The organism is Proteus sp. CD3, from assembly GCF_008808075.1.
In the GTDB taxonomy this organism is placed as follows: domain Bacteria; phylum Pseudomonadota; class Gammaproteobacteria; order Enterobacterales; family Enterobacteriaceae; genus Proteus; species Proteus appendicitidis.
The window spans coordinates 3752774-3770238 of sequence record NZ_CP019686.1; the positions used below are offsets into that span (position 1 = coordinate 3752774).

The window sequence follows — 17465 nt, forward strand, 5'->3', positions numbered from 1 at the left end:
CTTGTTTTGTTAGATTTATAATCCCGATCACCTTTTATGCAAGGTCACTAAAATTATTTATCAGTATCACCAGCGACTTTCAGTTTGCCATAGATATAATTTTTATAACTATTAACTAATTTTTCGTCTTCGCAGTCATTTAATTTACCTTCACATAAGTGGCGCATTTGAATGTTTGCTTTGTAGAAAGGGGATAATGGCAAACGAGCGCGCTCTAAGATCATACCACCTAAGAAGCTAATATCCGTTAGTTCACCCGTTGTTATTGGCGCACCTTGCGACAGATTATCTCTTAAGGTGAACTGAGTAATATACGCAGGGTTATTAAACGGTGACTGGTAATTTTTTAGCTCAATATTGGGTTGATGATCACCAAAATAGAGGAACATCGTCGGCTTTTCTCTTTGTGCAACAAAATAAGAGAAATCTTTAATAGCCGGATCGCTAGTGATGATTTTTTCCATATAGTGGCTAAATTTACCCGGAGCATTATTGCTTTCTGTATGACCTGTAATTTGGTACATATCTCGGTGTGATTCATCATAAGGACCATGCTCATACATGGTTAATGAGAATATAAACAGTGGCTTATCAGTCCGTTTTTTCAGTACCTCTTCAACGTAACCCAGCATATCTACCGTCGATATTTTCCAGAGATTTTCTTCTAATGTTCCTGGGTAGCCAAGCTCTTGAGGTTGAATAATCTCATCAATACCCATTTTTTCATAAGCGTAACCAGCATGGTAAGCACTACGATTAAATGGAGTGAGTAACACCGTGTAATAACCTTCTGCTTTTAGTTGGCGGAATAAACTCTCATTAAGTTTATCGACAACAAAATAGAAGACGGAGTTTTTACGCGCACCAAAATCATCGGTATTTAACCCTGTTAATACCGAAAATTCAGAAAGCCAAGTACCACCGCCAAAGGTTTGTACTCGTAATGGGCTTTGCGCACTGACACCTTCATCTTTTTGGAACATAAATAAATCAGGCAGTGCAACACTTGTATCAAATTGATAAATATGAGGATTAACCGTCGATTCTTGTAATAAAACGATAATATCAGGTTTTATATCTGTCTGTGTTTCAGGTAATACGGTTTTGTCTGCTTGTTCAAGGAAGTAATCTGCATTTTCATTGAAATAAGGAGGGTGATAAGCCGTTTGGTAACCAGACATGATTAAATTAGTAACCGTACCTCGTCCTCCCGGAAGTGTACCTTCCCATTCAGCTTGCCATTTTTCCACGGTGAAATGGAGAGTGGTAAACCCAATGACCATTAAGAGTAAGCTACTTATACGCAAGGCGGGGCGTGATTTTTTGGAAAAACGCCAAGCAATAAACATATTGATAAGAAGCCATATTAGCATCGCAACCAATGCAACGCCGGCCTCCCAATAATGACCTAATGTCCCTAAGTTAGAGCTATCAAAAGCTAAATCAAAGTCAGAGAACATTAATGTTTCTTTGTAATAATGGACTTTTATTTGATTAATAAACTTAGTTATCAGGAAGAGTGTGCCTGTGGTAATAACCGAAAATAAGACACGAGCTGATAAAATAAAGCAAAGAGAAAAAAGAATAAAATACACACCGACGGAAAGTAGTGCAGTATAAATAAACGTTGCTTTCTCAAAAACAATAAAGAGTGAGGCAATAAGAATAAGTGCAAGATAAACACTTCCTAATATTTTTTTCATATCTCTTCCGAGTATAGCGATAAAGAATAAAGGGGATATTTTACAAATATTGTAGGCGATAACCTTAAATAGGCTAAATAACTTTATTTAGCCTAAGTTGACATCTGGATTTAGAATAACCCTTTGTCTCGTAAAATATGAAGATCTTTTTTGCGGCGAGTAAAACCGGTACGGTCAAAATACTCTAAGATTTGTACTGCTAATTTACGCCCAACAGATAACTCATCACGGAAATCCGCAGCGGTGACACTGCCATTACTTTCATTATATTTCACAATGATAGACGCAAATTTTTCTATTGTTTGGTGTGTATAGTAGCGGTCGGCAATAATCGGAATAATTAAACCTAATTGTGCCGCTTTACGTAACAATGAGCGGATCACTTTCTCATCATTTTTCATTTCATCAGCGAGATCACGTACCCACCAAGGTTCAGATTGCTCAAAATAGACTTTAGCATTTTGCCATAGCGCATCTTGTTCTGGAGAAAAAGCAAGACCATGAGTTGGAAGATGAAGCCAACCACGACTTTGGCTAATAGCACCTTCTTTACGCAATTGATCAATTAAGTGATAGACCAATTCATCATGATAAGTCGGTAGTGCCATCCGTTTTAAACGAGAACGACCCACACCCATTTGATCATTATGTTGTTGATGATATTCCTCAAGCGTATCGAGTAATTTCTGTTTTGCGTTATCCGCATTCTCTTTAGAAAGAATAACGCCAGCAACACTGACTAAGTCAAAGGTTTCTAATAACTGAGCCAGCGCACTTTCAGTTAATTGTTGCGCCCAAGAAAACTGACTTAGAGATAGCTCACCTTTTGGTAAACATAACGCTAAATTCGCACTAGCGCTGTCTGCACTATCGAGTTGGTGTAACCAAGTTAAGAATTCAGCTTGTCGCTTGCCTCTACGTGGCGAGTGTAAATATAAGACTTTTGCTGCGGCTAAGGTGCGTTGCGCACTGATATCACGCAAGATAAGTCTGTCGTTATCCACCAGCCAAAGGGGGTTATCAAGAATAAGCTCGGCTAACTGTGGTGTTTCATTAGCATCATTTAAAAGAGCAACACGACCCGTAATATGACGTGTACCGTGGTGAATATGTACCGGCTGCCAATGCTTTAAAGGTTCATCCGCAATTAAACTGACTAATATTTTATGAGATTGATAGTTAGGTGCTTGAGAAAGCAGCCAGTCACCCCGAGAGACGTTTTCTTTACTGACATCACCTGTGATGTTAATTGCAATACGATGTCCAGCACCCGCACGTTCTACGGGCTGATTTTGAGCATGTAAGGCTCTTATTCTTACTGGTTTATCTGCACCCGTTAGCCAAAAGGTATCACCAACAGAAATTTGTCCCGCAAGCGCAGTGCCTGTGACAACTAATCCCGCGCCTTTAATGCTAAAAACACGGTCTATGGCTAAACGAAAACGCTTATGCCATTGAGGGTGTTGTTGTTCTTGCTGATGCAGACCAACCAGATAGTGGCGAAGCTCTGGAATTCCCTCCCCTGATGGGGCTGAAGTGACAAAAAAGTTAGGTTTTTGCCAGCCTAAATTGGCTAACATATCCATTGTTTGTAAACGAACTTCTTCAATTCGTTCTGGGGTAACACGATCGGCTTTGGTGAGAATAACGGTAACTTGAGGACAGCCAGCAAGACGTAAAATAGAGATATGTTCGATGGTTTGTGCCATAACGCCATCGTCACAAGCCACAATTAATAGCGCGTGAGAGATCCCTCCGACACCTGAGAGCATATTTGACAGGAATTTCTCATGACCGGGAACATCCACAAAACCAATTGAAGTTCCATCGTCTTGACGCCAATAGGCATAACCTAAATCAATGGTCATGCCTCGTTTTTTCTCTTCAGGTAAATGAGTAGTATCTACCCCAGTAATAGTCTGTATAAGTGTGGTTTTTCCGTGGTCTACGTGACCTGCTGTCGCAAAAATCATAGTAAAAGTGCCTGTATTAATGCATTTTCATCCTCGAGACAGCGCAGATCAAGCCACAGGCGACCATCAGTAATTCGACCAATAATCGGCTTTTCTAAATTACGCCAATGCGCAGCTAACGCATCTAATTGGCTACCTTTTCCATCTTTAGCTTCAAAGGTAAGTGCTGCACTCGGTAAACTTTCAATAGGTAACGAACCACTACCTATTTGAGAAGCACATGAGGATATCGTGATATGGTAATTATCCCCATAATATGCCTGAAAATGAGGCAATAACCGTTGCGCCATGTCATTAATTTCTGTTTGTGTCCGAGTTAACAAACGTAATGTCGGAATTTCAACAGCCATTTTTTCAGGTTGCTGATAAAGGCGTAATGTGGCACCTAAAGCCGCTAATGTCATTTTATCAACCCGTAATGCACGCTTTAAAGGGTGGCGTTGAATAGCCTCTATCCACACTTTTTTACCTAAGATTATTCCCGCTTGTGGACCACCTAATAATTTATCACCTGAAAAGGTAACAAGGTCGATACCTTGTTGCAGATAATCTTGAGGCATTGGCTCTGAAGGTAAACCTAATGCGGCTAAATTAGTCATGGAGCCACTGCCTAAATCGATAGCAGTCGGTAAGTTCATCTCTTTACCAAGTGCGGCAAGTTCGTCGCCATGTACTTCTGCTGTAAATCCTTGAATACAATAGTTACTAGTATGAACTTTCATTAGCAAACCCGTATTCTCATTAATGGCGTTACGATAATCTTTAAGGTGAGTACGGTTTGTTGTTCCCACTTCTTTGAGTGTGCAACCAGCTTGTGTCATTACATCAGGAATACGAAAAGCACCGCCAATCTCGACTAATTCGCCACGAGAAACAACCACCTCTTTATTGGGAGCAACCGTTGCGAGCATCAATAAAACGGCTGCGGCGTTGTTATTAACGATACAGGCATCTTCTGCTCCGGTTAATTCACAAAGCAAATCAGCAATTGCACGATCACGGTGCCCTCTTGATGCACCATCAAGAGAATATTCTAAGGTTGCCGGTGAGCGCATAACTTGGCTAACTGCTTCAATGGCGGATTCTGCCATTAATGCACGCCCAAGATTAGTGTGTAAAACGGTTCCGGTTAAATTGAAAACAGGTTTAATCGAGGATTTTCGTTGTAATCTAATACGATTTTTTAATTCATCTGCCCAATGGTTATGCCATTGTGGTAATGCATTTTCTTGACGAATAATGATACGCGCTTCTTCTTGTAACTTTCGTAAATGCTCAGCAATAAATGTCTGACCATAAGAAGCCACTAAGGCTTGAATGTCTGCTTGGTGCAGTAACTTATCAATAGACGGTAGTTGGCTGTAAAGTGAGCGCGTATCATTTGTCATGCTAATACCTAATTATTATTCATTTGGGAACAGGAATGGATTAATGCTGCTACGAGCAAAGCCTTCTTCTTCCATTTTTGCATCAAGAACAATCGACGCTAAATCGTCAGCGATAGCATCCACATTGGCATCTTTTTCTTGATATAAAATTTTCAGATAGCTTCCACAATCACCACAGCTTTCTGCTTTCACAGGGGCATTTTCGCTGTCTAAAGACCAGTAATTTAATTTACCTGTTAATTCACAGTTGGTGCATTTAATGCGTACAACATGCCACTGTGTTTCACATAAATTACAGTGTAAATAGCGTAAACCTTGTGTTGTGCCGATTTGTACCATGCTTGCCACAGGCATACTGTTACAAACTGGGCAGAATTGACGATTTTCACCGTATTCTGTTTTAGCCTTACCGGGAATATTCGCTGCTAATTGCGCCCAGTAAAGCGACAATGCTGCCCAAATAAAGACAGACTTATCTGCTGAGACTTTTGAATATTCATCATTGAGTAATGCCGTTGCCATGTCTTCTAATTCAGTTTCAGACGCTTTAGAGAGATTTTCTAAAGTGATAGTGGCACTTTCAGGCACAACTGGGCGTAATTCAGCAATAATTGAGGCTAATAAAGCATGCCAATGTTTACTGCGTTTAAATGTTTTTCTATCTAAAGGCGCTACACCGACTTGCTGCGTAAGGAGTGGGGCAAGATCGACGACTAATGGATTGTCATGAAGTGCTTTTTCTTGCGCTTTGACAATTTCTGCCGCAAATTCAAGGTAATCTGCGAAAGGATTATCTTTTGCTAGTGTTTGAAAACGTTCAGCACGACGCTGATAAAGGTTTTTCAGATTAGGGAATAATACGGGTGGAATAAAACTAATCCCTTTTTCTGATTGCTCTTTACCTAATTGCTCTTTAGGAACGATGCGAATACTCATAACGTTCTATCTTCCTATTATCATAAATTTTATAGTGAATACCCACAGGGTTTGGCTTCAGAATAAATCAAATGTAAACACGAAGCCATGACAGTGGGTAATAATAGCGTGATTTTATTGTTTTTTACGTCTTAAAAATGGGCGTAAATTGAATAAAAAACGGAGGCTAACAAGCCTCCGTTTGTTTAGAAATATACTTTAAGGCATTATTTCTGTGACTGCTTTTCGGCTTCTTTTTTCTCTTCTTCGAGAATTTCACGATACCAACGAGGGTGATGCTTTTTAGCCCAACCGCGAGTTACCCAGCCTTCAATCATGCTACGAATTGAACCTTTTACCCAGAATGCCGCATAAGCGTGAACCAATACGGTAATTATCAGTAAGATTGCTGATAATGAGTGAACTAATAAGGCAATTCTAATCACTGGGATCGAGAAATACTCTGCAAAATAAGGACGCCAAATGATAACACCACTGACTGTCAGTAAGATCAGACTGAGACTTAATGTCCAGTAGATCCCTTTCTGGCCCAGGTTGTAGTGACCAATATCGCCAGCTTCTTCATTTTGCAGTACTTTATGAATATTTTTAGCCCAGACTAAGTCATCTTTATCGATAAAGTTGTGCTTCAGATATCTGAAGAACATAAAGATAAAGAGGAACGCCATCAAGCTACCCACGAATGGGTGTAATAAGCGCGACAGCTCTGGTGTTCCTAAAATATTCATGAACCAGTTCAGAGATGGGAAGAAGAAACCCAAGCCGCTGATCGCTGTGAACAGAAAGACAATCACAACGACCCAGTGGTTTATACGCTCTGACGCGGTATGGCGAAGAATTTTATCACCTTTCTTCTTCATCATTTCTGCTCCTCCTTATTCACAGAGGTCTGTGTTTTAGAAGATGCTTCCATCTCTTTGAGTGCTTCTTCTTCATCTTCTTCAGTTGTACGGTTTGGACCGACACCTAAATAGTGGAAAATCGCACCCGCGAAGGTTGCGGCAAAACCAACAGCAGCCAATGGCTTCCAGATACCTTTCCAGAATTTAACGGTAGAGCTAATTTCTGGGTTTTCTGGTAAACCATGGTACAGGTTTGGTTTGTCAGCATGATGGAGAACATACATTACGTGTGTCCCACCCACACCTTGTGGATCGTAAAGACCCGCATTGTCGTAACCACGAGTTTGCAGTTCAGAAACACGCTCACTAGCAAGATTGATCATGGCTTCTTTCGAACCAAAATGAATCGCGCCTGTTGGGCAAGTTTTCACACATGCAGGCTCTTGACCGACTTCTACACGGTCAACACATAACGTACATTTGTAAGCACGGTTATCTTCTTCATTAATGCGAGGCACATTGAAAGGACAACCCGCGATACAATAACCACAACCAATGCAGTGTTCTGATTGGAAATCAACAATACCATTAGCGTATTGAATGATAGCACCTTCTGCTGGGCATGCTTTTAAACAGCCCGGATCAGCACAGTGCATACAACCGTCTTTACGAATCAACCATTCCAGCTTGCCGTTCTCTTCAACTTCAGAGAACCGCATCACTGTCCATGATTTCGGCGTTAGGTCAGTTGGGTTATCGTAAACACCAACGTTAGTGCCAATTTTATCGCGAATATCGTTCCATTCAGAACAAGCAACCTGACAGGCTTTACAGCCGATACAGGTTGTTACGTCGATAAGTTTTGCCACTTCTTCCTTGTAATCCCGCACCTGTGGTGCGGGAGTGAGGGAATTGGTAGCAGAGCGACGAATAATGTCTTGGGATTGCAGTGACATAATTTATCTCCTTACACCTTTTCCACATTAACAAGGAACGCTTTAAACTCAGGCGTTTGTGTATTTGCATCACCAACGAATGGCGTTAACGTATTAGCAATAAAGCCTTTCACTGCAACACCTTCAAAGCCCCAGTGAATAGGAATACCAATGGTATCCACTTTGCGCCCATCAACATCTAGGGTTCTAATACGTTTAGTCACCACCGCTTTGGCTTTGATATAACCGCGTTTGGAGCTGACTTTAACGGTATCGCCTTGAACAATGCCTTTTTCTGCGGCTAAACGCTCACCAATTTCAATAAATTGTTGTGGCTGAATAATCGCATTTAAGCGCGCGTGCTTAGTCCAGAAGTGGAAATGCTCTGTCAGACGATAAGTTGTACCGACATATGGGAAATCTTCTGCTTTACCCATATCTTCCCAGTCATCTTTAAAGATACGCGCTGCTGGATTTGAAACCACATTTGGATGCAGTGGGTTAGTTCCCAATGGTGTTTCAATTGGCTCATAGTGTTCAGGGAATGGACCTTCTGCCATCTTATCGATAGCAAACAGACGTCCCATACCTTCCGGCTGCATAATAAATGGCCCTACATCAGAACCCGGTGCAGCGTTGCTATAGTCAGGTACATCAATACCTGTCCATTTGCTGCCATCCCATTCGATTAATTTACGTTTAGGATCCCATGGTTGACCTTGTGGGTCTGCCGATGCGCGGTTATAAATAATGCGACGGTTAAGAGGCCATGCCCATGCCCAACCTAGTGTATTTCCTAATCCTGAAGGATCGGAGTTATCACGGTTAGCCATTTGGTTGCCTTTCTCTGTCCAGCTACCTGCGAAGATCCAACAGCCGCTTGCTGTTGTACCATCATCACGTAACTGAGCGAACGAGCTAAGCAGTTGACCTTTTTTCAGAATGATATTGCCATCAGCGTCTTTTAAATCGACTAATGCTCTACCATTACTTTCTTGTGCAACTTCTGCAGATGTTGGATTATCAGGATCGAAGTAATCCCAAGTCATATTCAACACCTGTTCTGGCATCGCGCCGCCTTCTTCTTTATAGAGTTGGCGTAAACGATGGAAAATACCAGATAAAATCTCAGCATCAGGGATAGCAACACCTGGGGCATCAGCACCTTTCCAGTGCCATTGTAACCAGCGACCAGAGTTAACGATAGAGCCGTCTTCTTCTGCGAAACAGGTTGTTGGCAGACGGAAAACTTCTGTCTGAATATCTGCTGTTTTAACGTCGTTCTCTTCACCATGGTTCTGCCAGAAACACGAAGTTTCAGTATTTAGCGGGTCCATTGTGATAAGGAATTTCAGTTTTGATAATGAACGAATAACTTTGTTCTTATTCGGGAATGATGCCACTGGGTTAAAGCCTTGGCAGAGATAGCCGTTGACTTCACCTTTATCCATCATGTCGAAGTATTGCAGAACGTCGTAAGGTTTGTCCCACTTAGGTAACAGTGAGAAGCCCCAATCATTATCACGTTGAGCATTATCACCATAGAATGTCTTCATCATACTGACGAAGAATTTAGGATAATTGCCCCAATAGTTAACTTGTCCCGGTACTGTCGCTTTTGGCGTATTTGCGGCTAAGTAGGTTTCTAATGAAGTCTGCTTTTCAGAAGGCAGCGTCATATAACCTGGTAAGCTTTGAGATAATAGACCGAGGTCAGTTAAGCCTTGAATATTGGAGTGACCACGTAGTGCGTTAACACCGCCACCAGCCATACCCATATTACCTAACAGTAATTGGATCATTGCCATGGTACGAATGTTTTGAGCGCCAACGGTATGTTGAGTCCAGCCTAATGCATACAGGAAAGATGCTGTTTTATCTTTCGCTGCTGTTTCAGCAATATATTCACAGACTTTTAAGAAATCATCTTTTGGTGTACCACAAATCTGAGTAACCACATCAGGCGTGTAACGGCTAACGTGTTGTTTTAACAGATTCCAGACACAACGAGGATGTTGTAATGTGGTGTCGCGTTTTGCGAAACCATTTTCATCCATCTCGTAGTTCCAAGTGGTCTTATCGTATTTACGTTTTTCTGCATCATATCCGCTGAATAAACCATCATCAAAATGATAGTCTTCACGGACAATCAAGCTAGCATTGGTATAAGCCTCAACGTATTCTTTTTGATATTTCTTATTTTCGAGCAGATATAAGATAACGCCCGATAAGAACGTAATATCAGTACCAGAACGGATAGGCGTATAGAAATCCGCAACAGCCGCAGTACGGGTGAAGCGAGGATCAATAACAATGAGCTTGGCGTTATTATGGATTTTAGCTTCCATCGCCCAGCGGAATCCCACAGGATGTGCTTCTGCCGCATTACCGCCCATTACGACGATAAGGTTGGCATTTTTCATATCAACCCAGTGGTTGGTCATCGCACCGCGACCAAATGTTGGAGCAAGACTTGCTACCGTTGGTCCGTGTCAGACACGCGCTTGGTTATCGACAGCCAGCATCCCAAGCGCTCTTGAGAATTTCTGAGTTAAAAACCCAGTTTCATTGCTTGCTGCAGAGGCGCAAAGCATACCTGTTGTTAACCAACGGTTGACTTCTACACCTTCTTTATTGAATTTCTGGAAGTTGGCATCGCGGTCTTTTTTGATTAAGCGCGCAATACGATCAAACGTTTCTTCCCATGAAAGTTTTACCCATTTATCCGAGCCGGGTGCACGGTATTCTGGGTGTTTTAAACGACCTTCACTGTGAATAAAATCCACAAGACCAGCACCTTTAGGGCATAATGCACCGCGGTTTACTGGATGGTCTGAGTCACCTTCAATATGGAATATTGTTTCTTTTGCGTTTTTTGCGCCATCGCCCAGACTATACATTAATAGTCCGCAACCGACAGAACAGTACGTACAGGTATTGCGGGTTTCGCGTGCTCTCAGTAATTTATACTGACGTGAGCCTGCTAGCGCAACTGCTGGTGTAAAACCTAGCGCCGCCGCTGTAGTACCTGCCATACCGCCAGCACAGATCTTAAAGAACTGCCTTCTGCTGACCTGCATGGGGTCTCTCCTCATCATACATTGCTTTTACTGACTCTGATTTTCTTCACGAAAATGGAGCTGATTGTTGTTTTATTCCTATTATCCTTAATAGGATCAGGTTCATTGCCTGATAGGTAGTGTAAAATCGTTTTACCCGTATTGTTATTATGTATTAATAAATTTAGGAATTCATCTTATGGATGAAACAAAATCGACAAAATTGTTAACTAAACGTGTAATCATTGGCGTAGATCAAACAATTGTGCAACACAAAGGATCTCTTAACAGACAAGAAGACGATTATATTGCACTCGAAGTTCCTGTTGCATTAGTGTACAACGGAATTTCTCACGTTGTTATGATGGCAAGCCCTAAAAATTTAGAGTTGTTCGCTGTCGGGTTTTCTTTATCCGAGGGCATTATAGAATCTGCGAATGAAATTCGCAGTATCGAAATTGTAGAAAGTTGTAACGGAGGCATTGAAGTTCAAGTTGAATTATCAAGTCGCCGCTTTATGGGATTAAAAGAGCGACGCCGCAATATGACTGGCCGTACTGGCTGTGGTATTTGTGGAACTGAACAACTAGAAGAGATTTTCCGACCTATTACACCGTTACCTTTTACACAAACATTTTCACTTTCAAATCTTGATAAAGCTTTAGAGCAAATGACAACCGTTCAAGAAATCGGTGAGCTAACGGGTTGTACACATGCTGCTGTTTGGTTGTCGCCAGAAGGTGAAATGCAAGGAGGATGTGAAGACGTCGGTCGTCATGTTGCGCTTGATAAGCTTTTAGGTATGAAAGCACAAGAAAAGTGGCATGAAGGCGCGGTATTAGTTTCAAGCCGAGCAAGCTATGAAATGGTACAAAAAGCGGCCATGTGTGGTGCTGAAATTTTATTTGCCGTTTCTGCTGCAACCTCTTTAGCGGTTGAAGTTGCTAATAAATACAATGTTACGCTGGTGGGTTTTTGTCGTCGCGGAAGAGCGACGGTATTTACGCATCCACAACGACTGACAGATTGACTAAATCAAATGAAATTTTTAAAAATAGGCGTAAATCGTTTTATGTAACAATTTACACCTATTTAATTTTCTCTTTTATGGCCACAATGCCCCTAATTTGTAATCCCACTCTTTAGGTTTGATGGGGATACGTCCTGCATTTGGGGTAAAGGTCATTTCGCTAAAGATAAGCCTATTTTCAGACATTAAAAAGTCAACTCGACAATAATTAAAGCCATTTGCCATTTTAGCGGCTAATTGCAACATATTTTCAAATTGAGTTGGTTTTTCAACAAGTTCTGGTGTGTTGGGATCTTCTAATGTGATGGGTTGTAACTGCCAATTTGTATCGTACACATTTATATACTCATTCCCTTTGGTATCAGAAATATCAATTTCAGCATAATGAGGCTGACCATTAAAGCAGTGAAGACGACAAGTCGTTGGTATCATTGGATTTTGTGTATCAAATAAATCAATATATTCTTCACAGATAATTTGAGCTTTGATGTTTTTATAATGCCATTCACGAGTAACAGGATAGAGATTACGTTTTAAATGAAATTGAAGCTTTTGCTTTGCTTTTTCAAAATCAAAAGTTGCTTTATCAAGGCAGATAATTGTACTACCACTATCGTGATTACATTTGAGTACAAAACGTGAAGGAAGTTGAGTGATATCGATTTCATCAGGATGAGAATAGGTATTAATGATAGGAACCAGATAGTGCGGACCAATCCTTTCGATGACATACTCTCTTACTTTGATTTTATCTGCTAAGCGCGTATAAATTGGATTTCTATCGAATAGCATACGTGCATTGATTTTTTCATTAAGTGATGTCGGTATTTTAAAGTTGGGTTGATAACCTAAGTTACGAATAAATTTATTCTTTAAATAGACTCGATCAGGCAATGCGATAGTTCGAAATTGTTTGAAATAATATTCTATGATTTTCATAAGCTAATGATTATTTTAAATAGATAAGTGAAATAAAAACTAACTTTTCTGTGGATTAAACTTCTATCTAAAGAAACAAGTAAATTAAATAGAAATTAAGAGAATAATGTCAGTTATTGATATGCTTATATTTTTTATTTATATAAACTTAGAAAGTATTAATGTAGGTTAATATTCAAAGTGCTTATTTTAATAAAAAGAAAAATGATGACATTAAGAGAGAGTTAACAAAAAGGAATATTGATTAAGAATATATTAATTTGATGACCATTTGGTTATATGAATTGGTTTATCCCAATTATTAAAGCGTAACCCTTTGCCTGTTCTATTTCCGTGCGCATCTAATATCTCATAGTACTCTTCAACAATTTGGCTACGACCACGTTGCCACTCATTGGCTGTTGCAAAAGGATCAATTAAATAGATATCACCGACAACAGTATATAACTCCCCTAAATAGCGAATTTTCTTCGTACTACTATTTGAATAGTGGGAAAACATAATTTGGTAGGTTTTATAGTGTTCAGGCTGACCATAAGGACCATACTTCATGGCAATATAACGGATACCTTGAGGATCAGAATGGCTTGCACCACCCGGAACAGGCATATCTGGCGTGATATTAAAAAGAGTATATCGAGAGGTTGCGGTCGGTTGCCTTAATGCTTGTCGATAACTTTGTGTATTTAATCCTGAAGCTGTCCATGTTCTATCCACTAAGCCATCTCCTGCCAAACAGGAAACAGATGATCCTAATAATGAAATAACTATAAATAGGGACTTAGCAGACATAAACACTCCTTTATTGCCATTATTATGCCAATAAATAAGGTATTTGTTCCGTGAAACAGAGGTGTATAACCCTGTTATTTCTAGCTGTTATCTCATTTCATTCCAAAATGTTATCAAACATAAAGAATAAGTGCTTATTAATGCATTTTTGGTGGTTATTAATTTTATTTATTTATTCTATGTTAGAATAATAAAAAGGAAGAGTGAAATAGGATTAATAATTAATCATGGATACCCGTTTATTGAATGCTTTTGTTGTTTTAGCGGAAACAGAACATTTTGGTGAAGCCTCATCAAGGCTTTGTATTAGTCAACCAGCACTCACTAAACAGATAAAAACGCTGGAATCTCAATTAGGTGTCACTCTTTTTCAACGAGGACGTCACGGAGCAAAATTAACGCCTGAAGGACAGTATTTACTGAGTCAATCTCAAGCAGTTTTAACAGAAGCCCGAGTATTAGAAAAACAGGCACGTCAATTAAGTGAACCTCAAAAAGCAGAGCTTTATGCAGGATTTGGTTTGTCCTCATTAAATTTTATTACACCATTATTGGCAAAAATTAATCACTCTCACCCTGATATTACCGTGCATATTGATGATATGCCTTCTAATACAATGGAAGATAAATTACTTTTAGGGGAGCTTGATTTTGCGTTTTCACGTTTACCTGTCACAGCGCCACTAAAGGGTATTTCATTAGTACAAGAGCGATTAATGTTAGCAATTCCCACGCAAACTATTAAGGTGTTAGAAACTGATGATGATCCATTACACTACTTTAATACGCTTGGGCTTATTCAGTTGGTTCCTGAAAAGGGAAAAAAACTGCATCAACAAATCGATGATTTTTTGCTGTATCATCAAATCAAACCTCGTGTATTGCAGCAATCACAAGATATTCAAACACAGTTAGCGTTAGTTTCTGCTGGATTAGGAATGGCATTGGTACCTAAAAATGCAGAACTTATTTGTGATAAACAAAAAGTCACTTTATTGCCACTGTCAGGTTTGTATACACAATGGGAAATAGGTGTTATTTGGAATAATAATATTCAGAATAAAGATCGTGATATTTTTATAAAAATAATTCCTGAGGAAATAAATAAAATATAGTGAATGAAAAAAGGCTTTAATTTTGGCAATGATTATATTTTTAAAATATAGCTTATAATAAAGCTAAGACACCTAATAAATATTAATTAGTTTTAAAACGAATAAAGATAAATAATTGCGAGTTTGTTCACAAAAATAAACATAAAATATTCTTTGTTTTTTTATGTGTTTAAATAAAAAATTAAGTTAAATCATTTAATTAATTTAATTCTCATAATATAAGTAAGGTTAATTAAAAACTTTTTAATTAAAATCTGTTATTTACAACAAAAGAGATTTATTTAATATTACCTACGCCAGAAACAGCGAGCTTTATATTCGAAAGTGAAGCTGTAAAGATAAAGTAGTAATACCTCTGTAGGTGGCTACTTATTATTTATAATAAGTAGCCACACCCTCAAACTAATGATATGGAAATTATTATGAAAAATGTTAATAAATTAACTTGTGCATTATTTATATTAATGGGTACGCATACTGTACAAGCTGAAATTTATTTTGCTCAAAGCGGTCCTTCAACTACCATGAGTGTGGGTCCGACGGATGCAATACAATATGGTCCTCATAAAACAGTGGCTGGAGAACCTGGTGTTGGTATTAGCGGCATAGGAGGTGGGAAAAAAATTGGTTTTGCTTCTTTAGCGAGAGGTGTGGCTGATAGTAATGGTATTCATACTATTCAAACTAATAATGCCCATAGAGATATGGGGGTTTTTCATTTCGCTAAAATTACGGATGCCAATGTCTATTTTGGTGACTGGGCAAAAACAACATCAGCAACGGATGCGACACATCAAACCTATTATGTTGGTAAAGACGTCACAACCACATTACCGACAGATAGTGCCACTTATACGATAACGGGTATTAGCCAATACAGTGGTAGTAACTTACTTTCAGGTTCGTTTGATGTTGATTTCTCACAAAAGAAAATTGACGGTTCATTGGCAAATAGCCAACGTACGGTTGAGTTAGAAAATGGAAATCTTTATACCGCAAATAACCAAGTGACGTTTTCTGCAGATGCGAAAGAAGGCACAACATCAGGGGAGGTTGAAGGTGCCTTTTTTGGCGAGAGTGCTGAAGTGTTAGCGGGTGTTGTGGTGTTCAGTTCGGATCACACAAAAGATATTGGTTTTGGTGGTGCGAAAAATAGCAGTGAAAGTGAAGAAATAACAGCAAGCACGGATGCTTCTTAATTTTTTCAAAAATAATATTATAAATTTGTTTGGTAATACAATCGGTTAATTCTTTAAAAAGTGGTATTAGTGGTCATTAAGCTAAATGTTAGCAACAGATAATCAGGTATAGGGTTATCTGTTTTTTTTTATCAAAAATAAACCGATCTTAAGGAATAGGTCGGTTTTTATTATAAGGATATACCATGAATTATTATCGACCTTTAATAAGAAGGTTATTGGCTTTACTACTTATTTTTTTACCATTTAATAGTATGGCGATAGAAAATAATGATAAATTATTGCGTGATCAATTTAATAAAAGAAGTGTCGCGGAAATTGGTCAGCAACTTTACCACTATTTGCAACAACAGCAGTGGCAAAAAGCCGAACAATTATTGCTTTATTATCAACAACAGCCTCAATATGAAGTATTACTTGTCAATTATGCAAAGGCGTTACTGGCTCAAAACAGAGGCGATTTTTTAAATGCTGAATTTTATTATCAGCAGCAACTTAAGCAAAAAGCCGATTTTATTCCAGCGCAAACAGGGTTAATTCAACTTTATTTTCATTTGCGAGAATATAAAAAAGCACAGCAGCAACTTAATCAATTGAGTAATATGATTGATTTACCTAAAGATATTATCCAATCCATTGCATTTTATAAGGTTAAGTTAGCATCTTATTTTCAAGGGCAACGTTTTTATCAACTTAGCTTCTTTTATGATGATAATATTAACCATGCACCTGATTTATCTGATAAAACTGTCTCACAATCCACTCAAAGAAAAATAACGCTAAGAGGTGCAAAACCTATCGCATCAACAGGTCTTACTCATTATTTTTCTTTTTATCAGCCTTTTATCATTTATTCTCACCATACTTTTTCTTCTTATAATTATGTACGATATATAGATTATCACTCTCATCGTAGCGCTAATTTTTTGGCATTATATACACAACTGGGTTATCGCTATCAAAAACCTCAATACCAATGGTTAATAACACCTTATTACGAATTAAAAAAATCACAAGCTCAATATGAATATCAAGCATGGGGTAGTGAAACACAATTTTTTTATTTTTTTAATAAAAAGCAAACTATTAATTTAAGTTTTGATTATAAAATAAAGAAATATCAAAAGGTGCTAAATAATCTAAATAGTCAGCGACTTAGTTATAGTACTAATCATAACTATTATTTAAATAATCGAGTGCATTTAGTTAATCAATTAAATTATCAATTAGAACGTAAAAAAAACACTTTATTAAATTATCAGCTATATGGTATAAAAACTGGCGTTTATTATCCATTGTTAGAAAATTGGAATATATCTATTTTTTTACAGTATCAATTTAAATATTTTAATAACTATAATCCTTTTTTTAAAAAGAGAAGAAAAGACAATAGCTTTGTTTTTACAACCAATATTAAAAATAAATCACCCTTTATTTTAGGGTTTTACCCCGCAATAGAGTTACGTTATACCCGAAGATTAAGCAATGTGGATTGGTTATATCAATATCAGCAACATGAAGTGTTATTTAAATTAGAAAAACAATTTTAATTAA

General features: G+C 38.4%; 13 protein-coding genes. 4 read left to right on the forward strand and 9 right to left on the reverse strand.

The genetic code is table 11. From position 1 onward, the window contains the following. Positions 1-53: 53 nt before the first annotated feature. From BTA34_RS16725 to fdnG, 7 genes are all read right to left on the reverse strand, one after another. Entirely contained in the window at positions 54-1703 is a 1650-nt protein-coding gene (locus BTA34_RS16725) for an LTA synthase family protein (protein ID WP_151436509.1), read from the reverse strand. A 110-nt stretch (positions 1704-1813) separates the two neighbouring features. Further along, positions 1814-3676, reverse strand: coding sequence for a selenocysteine-specific translation elongation factor (selB, locus tag BTA34_RS16730; RefSeq protein WP_151436510.1), 1863 nt, complete (start codon positions 3674-3676; stop codon positions 1814-1816). Further along, positions 3673-5064: an L-seryl-tRNA(Sec) selenium transferase gene (gene selA, locus BTA34_RS16735; protein ID WP_151436511.1), complete on the reverse strand. Its 1392-nt coding sequence runs from the start codon at positions 5062-5064 to the stop codon at positions 3673-3675. Before selA ends, selB begins: the two co-directional genes overlap by 4 nt. Positions 5065-5079: 15 nt before the next feature. Continuing rightward, entirely contained in the window at positions 5080-6000 is a 921-nt protein-coding gene (gene fdhE, locus BTA34_RS16740; protein WP_151436512.1) for a formate dehydrogenase accessory protein FdhE, read from the reverse strand. Positions 6001-6206: 206 nt separating this feature from the next. Beyond that, on the reverse strand, positions 6207-6863 hold the full coding sequence (gene fdoI, locus BTA34_RS16745; protein ID WP_151436513.1) for a formate dehydrogenase cytochrome b556 subunit: 657 nt from the start codon (positions 6861-6863) through the stop codon (positions 6207-6209). Continuing rightward, entirely contained in the window at positions 6860-7798 is a 939-nt protein-coding gene (gene fdxH, locus BTA34_RS16750) for a formate dehydrogenase subunit beta (RefSeq protein WP_151436514.1), read from the reverse strand. Before fdxH ends, fdoI begins: the two co-directional genes overlap by 4 nt. 11 nt (positions 7799-7809) lie before the next feature. Further along, positions 7810-10857 carry a formate dehydrogenase-N subunit alpha gene (fdnG, locus tag BTA34_RS16755; RefSeq protein ID WP_151436515.1) on the reverse strand — a complete coding sequence of 1016 codons (3048 nt, stop codon included), beginning with the start codon at positions 10855-10857 and terminating at the stop codon, positions 7810-7812. Positions 10858-11035: 178 nt separating this feature from the next. Between fdnG and fdhD the strand changes: the two genes are divergently transcribed. Beyond that, positions 11036-11866: a formate dehydrogenase accessory sulfurtransferase FdhD gene (gene fdhD, locus BTA34_RS16760; RefSeq protein WP_151436516.1), complete on the forward strand. Its 831-nt coding sequence runs from the start codon at positions 11036-11038 to the stop codon at positions 11864-11866. Between the two features lie 75 nt (positions 11867-11941). Here fdhD and BTA34_RS16765 read toward each other — a convergent pair whose 3' ends face one another. Then, positions 11942-12805: an ATP-grasp fold amidoligase family protein gene (locus tag BTA34_RS16765; protein WP_151436517.1), complete on the reverse strand. Its 864-nt coding sequence runs from the start codon at positions 12803-12805 to the stop codon at positions 11942-11944. Positions 12806-13060: 255 nt separating this feature from the next. Continuing rightward, positions 13061-13597, reverse strand: coding sequence for a UmoA family flagellar biogenesis regulator (gene umoA / locus BTA34_RS16770; RefSeq protein ID WP_151436518.1), 537 nt, complete (start codon positions 13595-13597; stop codon positions 13061-13063). Positions 13598-13824: 227 nt separating this feature from the next. Between umoA and BTA34_RS16775 the strand changes: the two genes are divergently transcribed. From BTA34_RS16775 to BTA34_RS16785, 3 genes are all read left to right on the forward strand, one after another. Continuing rightward, positions 13825-14712: a LysR family transcriptional regulator gene (locus tag BTA34_RS16775; protein ID WP_151436519.1), complete on the forward strand. Its 888-nt coding sequence runs from the start codon at positions 13825-13827 to the stop codon at positions 14710-14712. Positions 14713-15134: 422 nt separating this feature from the next. Then, the gene (locus BTA34_RS16780; RefSeq protein ID WP_151436520.1) at positions 15135-15911 is read left to right on the forward strand and encodes a Slam-dependent surface lipoprotein; all 777 of its coding nucleotides are present in this window, start codon (positions 15135-15137) and stop codon (positions 15909-15911) included. Between the two features lie 185 nt (positions 15912-16096). Beyond that, the gene (locus BTA34_RS16785) at positions 16097-17461 is read left to right on the forward strand and encodes a porin family protein (protein WP_151436521.1); all 1365 of its coding nucleotides are present in this window, start codon (positions 16097-16099) and stop codon (positions 17459-17461) included. Positions 17462-17465 lie beyond the last annotated feature (4 nt).

What these genes read in the sequence shown, in the direction of transcription:
- fdxH (WP_151436514.1), bottom strand. Translation starts at nt 7,798, where the DNA reads ATGTCACTGCAATCCCAAGACATTATTCGTCGCTCTGCTACCAATTCC.
- selB (WP_151436510.1), bottom strand. Translation starts at nt 3,676, where the DNA reads ATGATTTTTGCGACAGCAGGTCACGTAGACCACGGAAAAACCACACTT.
- fdoI (WP_151436513.1), bottom strand. Translation starts at nt 6,863, where the DNA reads ATGATGAAGAAGAAAGGTGATAAAATTCTTCGCCATACCGCGTCAGAG.
- BTA34_RS16765 (WP_151436517.1), bottom strand. Translation starts at nt 12,805, where the DNA reads ATGAAAATCATAGAATATTATTTCAAACAATTTCGAACTATCGCATTG.
- BTA34_RS16725 (WP_151436509.1), bottom strand. Translation starts at nt 1,703, where the DNA reads ATGAAAAAAATATTAGGAAGTGTTTATCTTGCACTTATTCTTATTGCC.
- selA (WP_151436511.1), bottom strand. Translation starts at nt 5,064, where the DNA reads ATGACAAATGATACGCGCTCACTTTACAGCCAACTACCGTCTATTGAT.
- BTA34_RS16775 (WP_151436519.1), top strand. Translation starts at nt 13,825, where the DNA reads ATGGATACCCGTTTATTGAATGCTTTTGTTGTTTTAGCGGAAACAGAA.
- umoA (WP_151436518.1), bottom strand. Translation starts at nt 13,597, where the DNA reads ATGTCTGCTAAGTCCCTATTTATAGTTATTTCATTATTAGGATCATCT.
- fdhE (WP_151436512.1), bottom strand. Translation starts at nt 6,000, where the DNA reads ATGAGTATTCGCATCGTTCCTAAAGAGCAATTAGGTAAAGAGCAATCA.
- BTA34_RS16780 (WP_151436520.1), top strand. Translation starts at nt 15,135, where the DNA reads ATGAAAAATGTTAATAAATTAACTTGTGCATTATTTATATTAATGGGT.
- fdhD (WP_151436516.1), top strand. Translation starts at nt 11,036, where the DNA reads ATGGATGAAACAAAATCGACAAAATTGTTAACTAAACGTGTAATCATT.
- BTA34_RS16785 (WP_151436521.1), top strand. Translation starts at nt 16,097, where the DNA reads ATGAATTATTATCGACCTTTAATAAGAAGGTTATTGGCTTTACTACTT.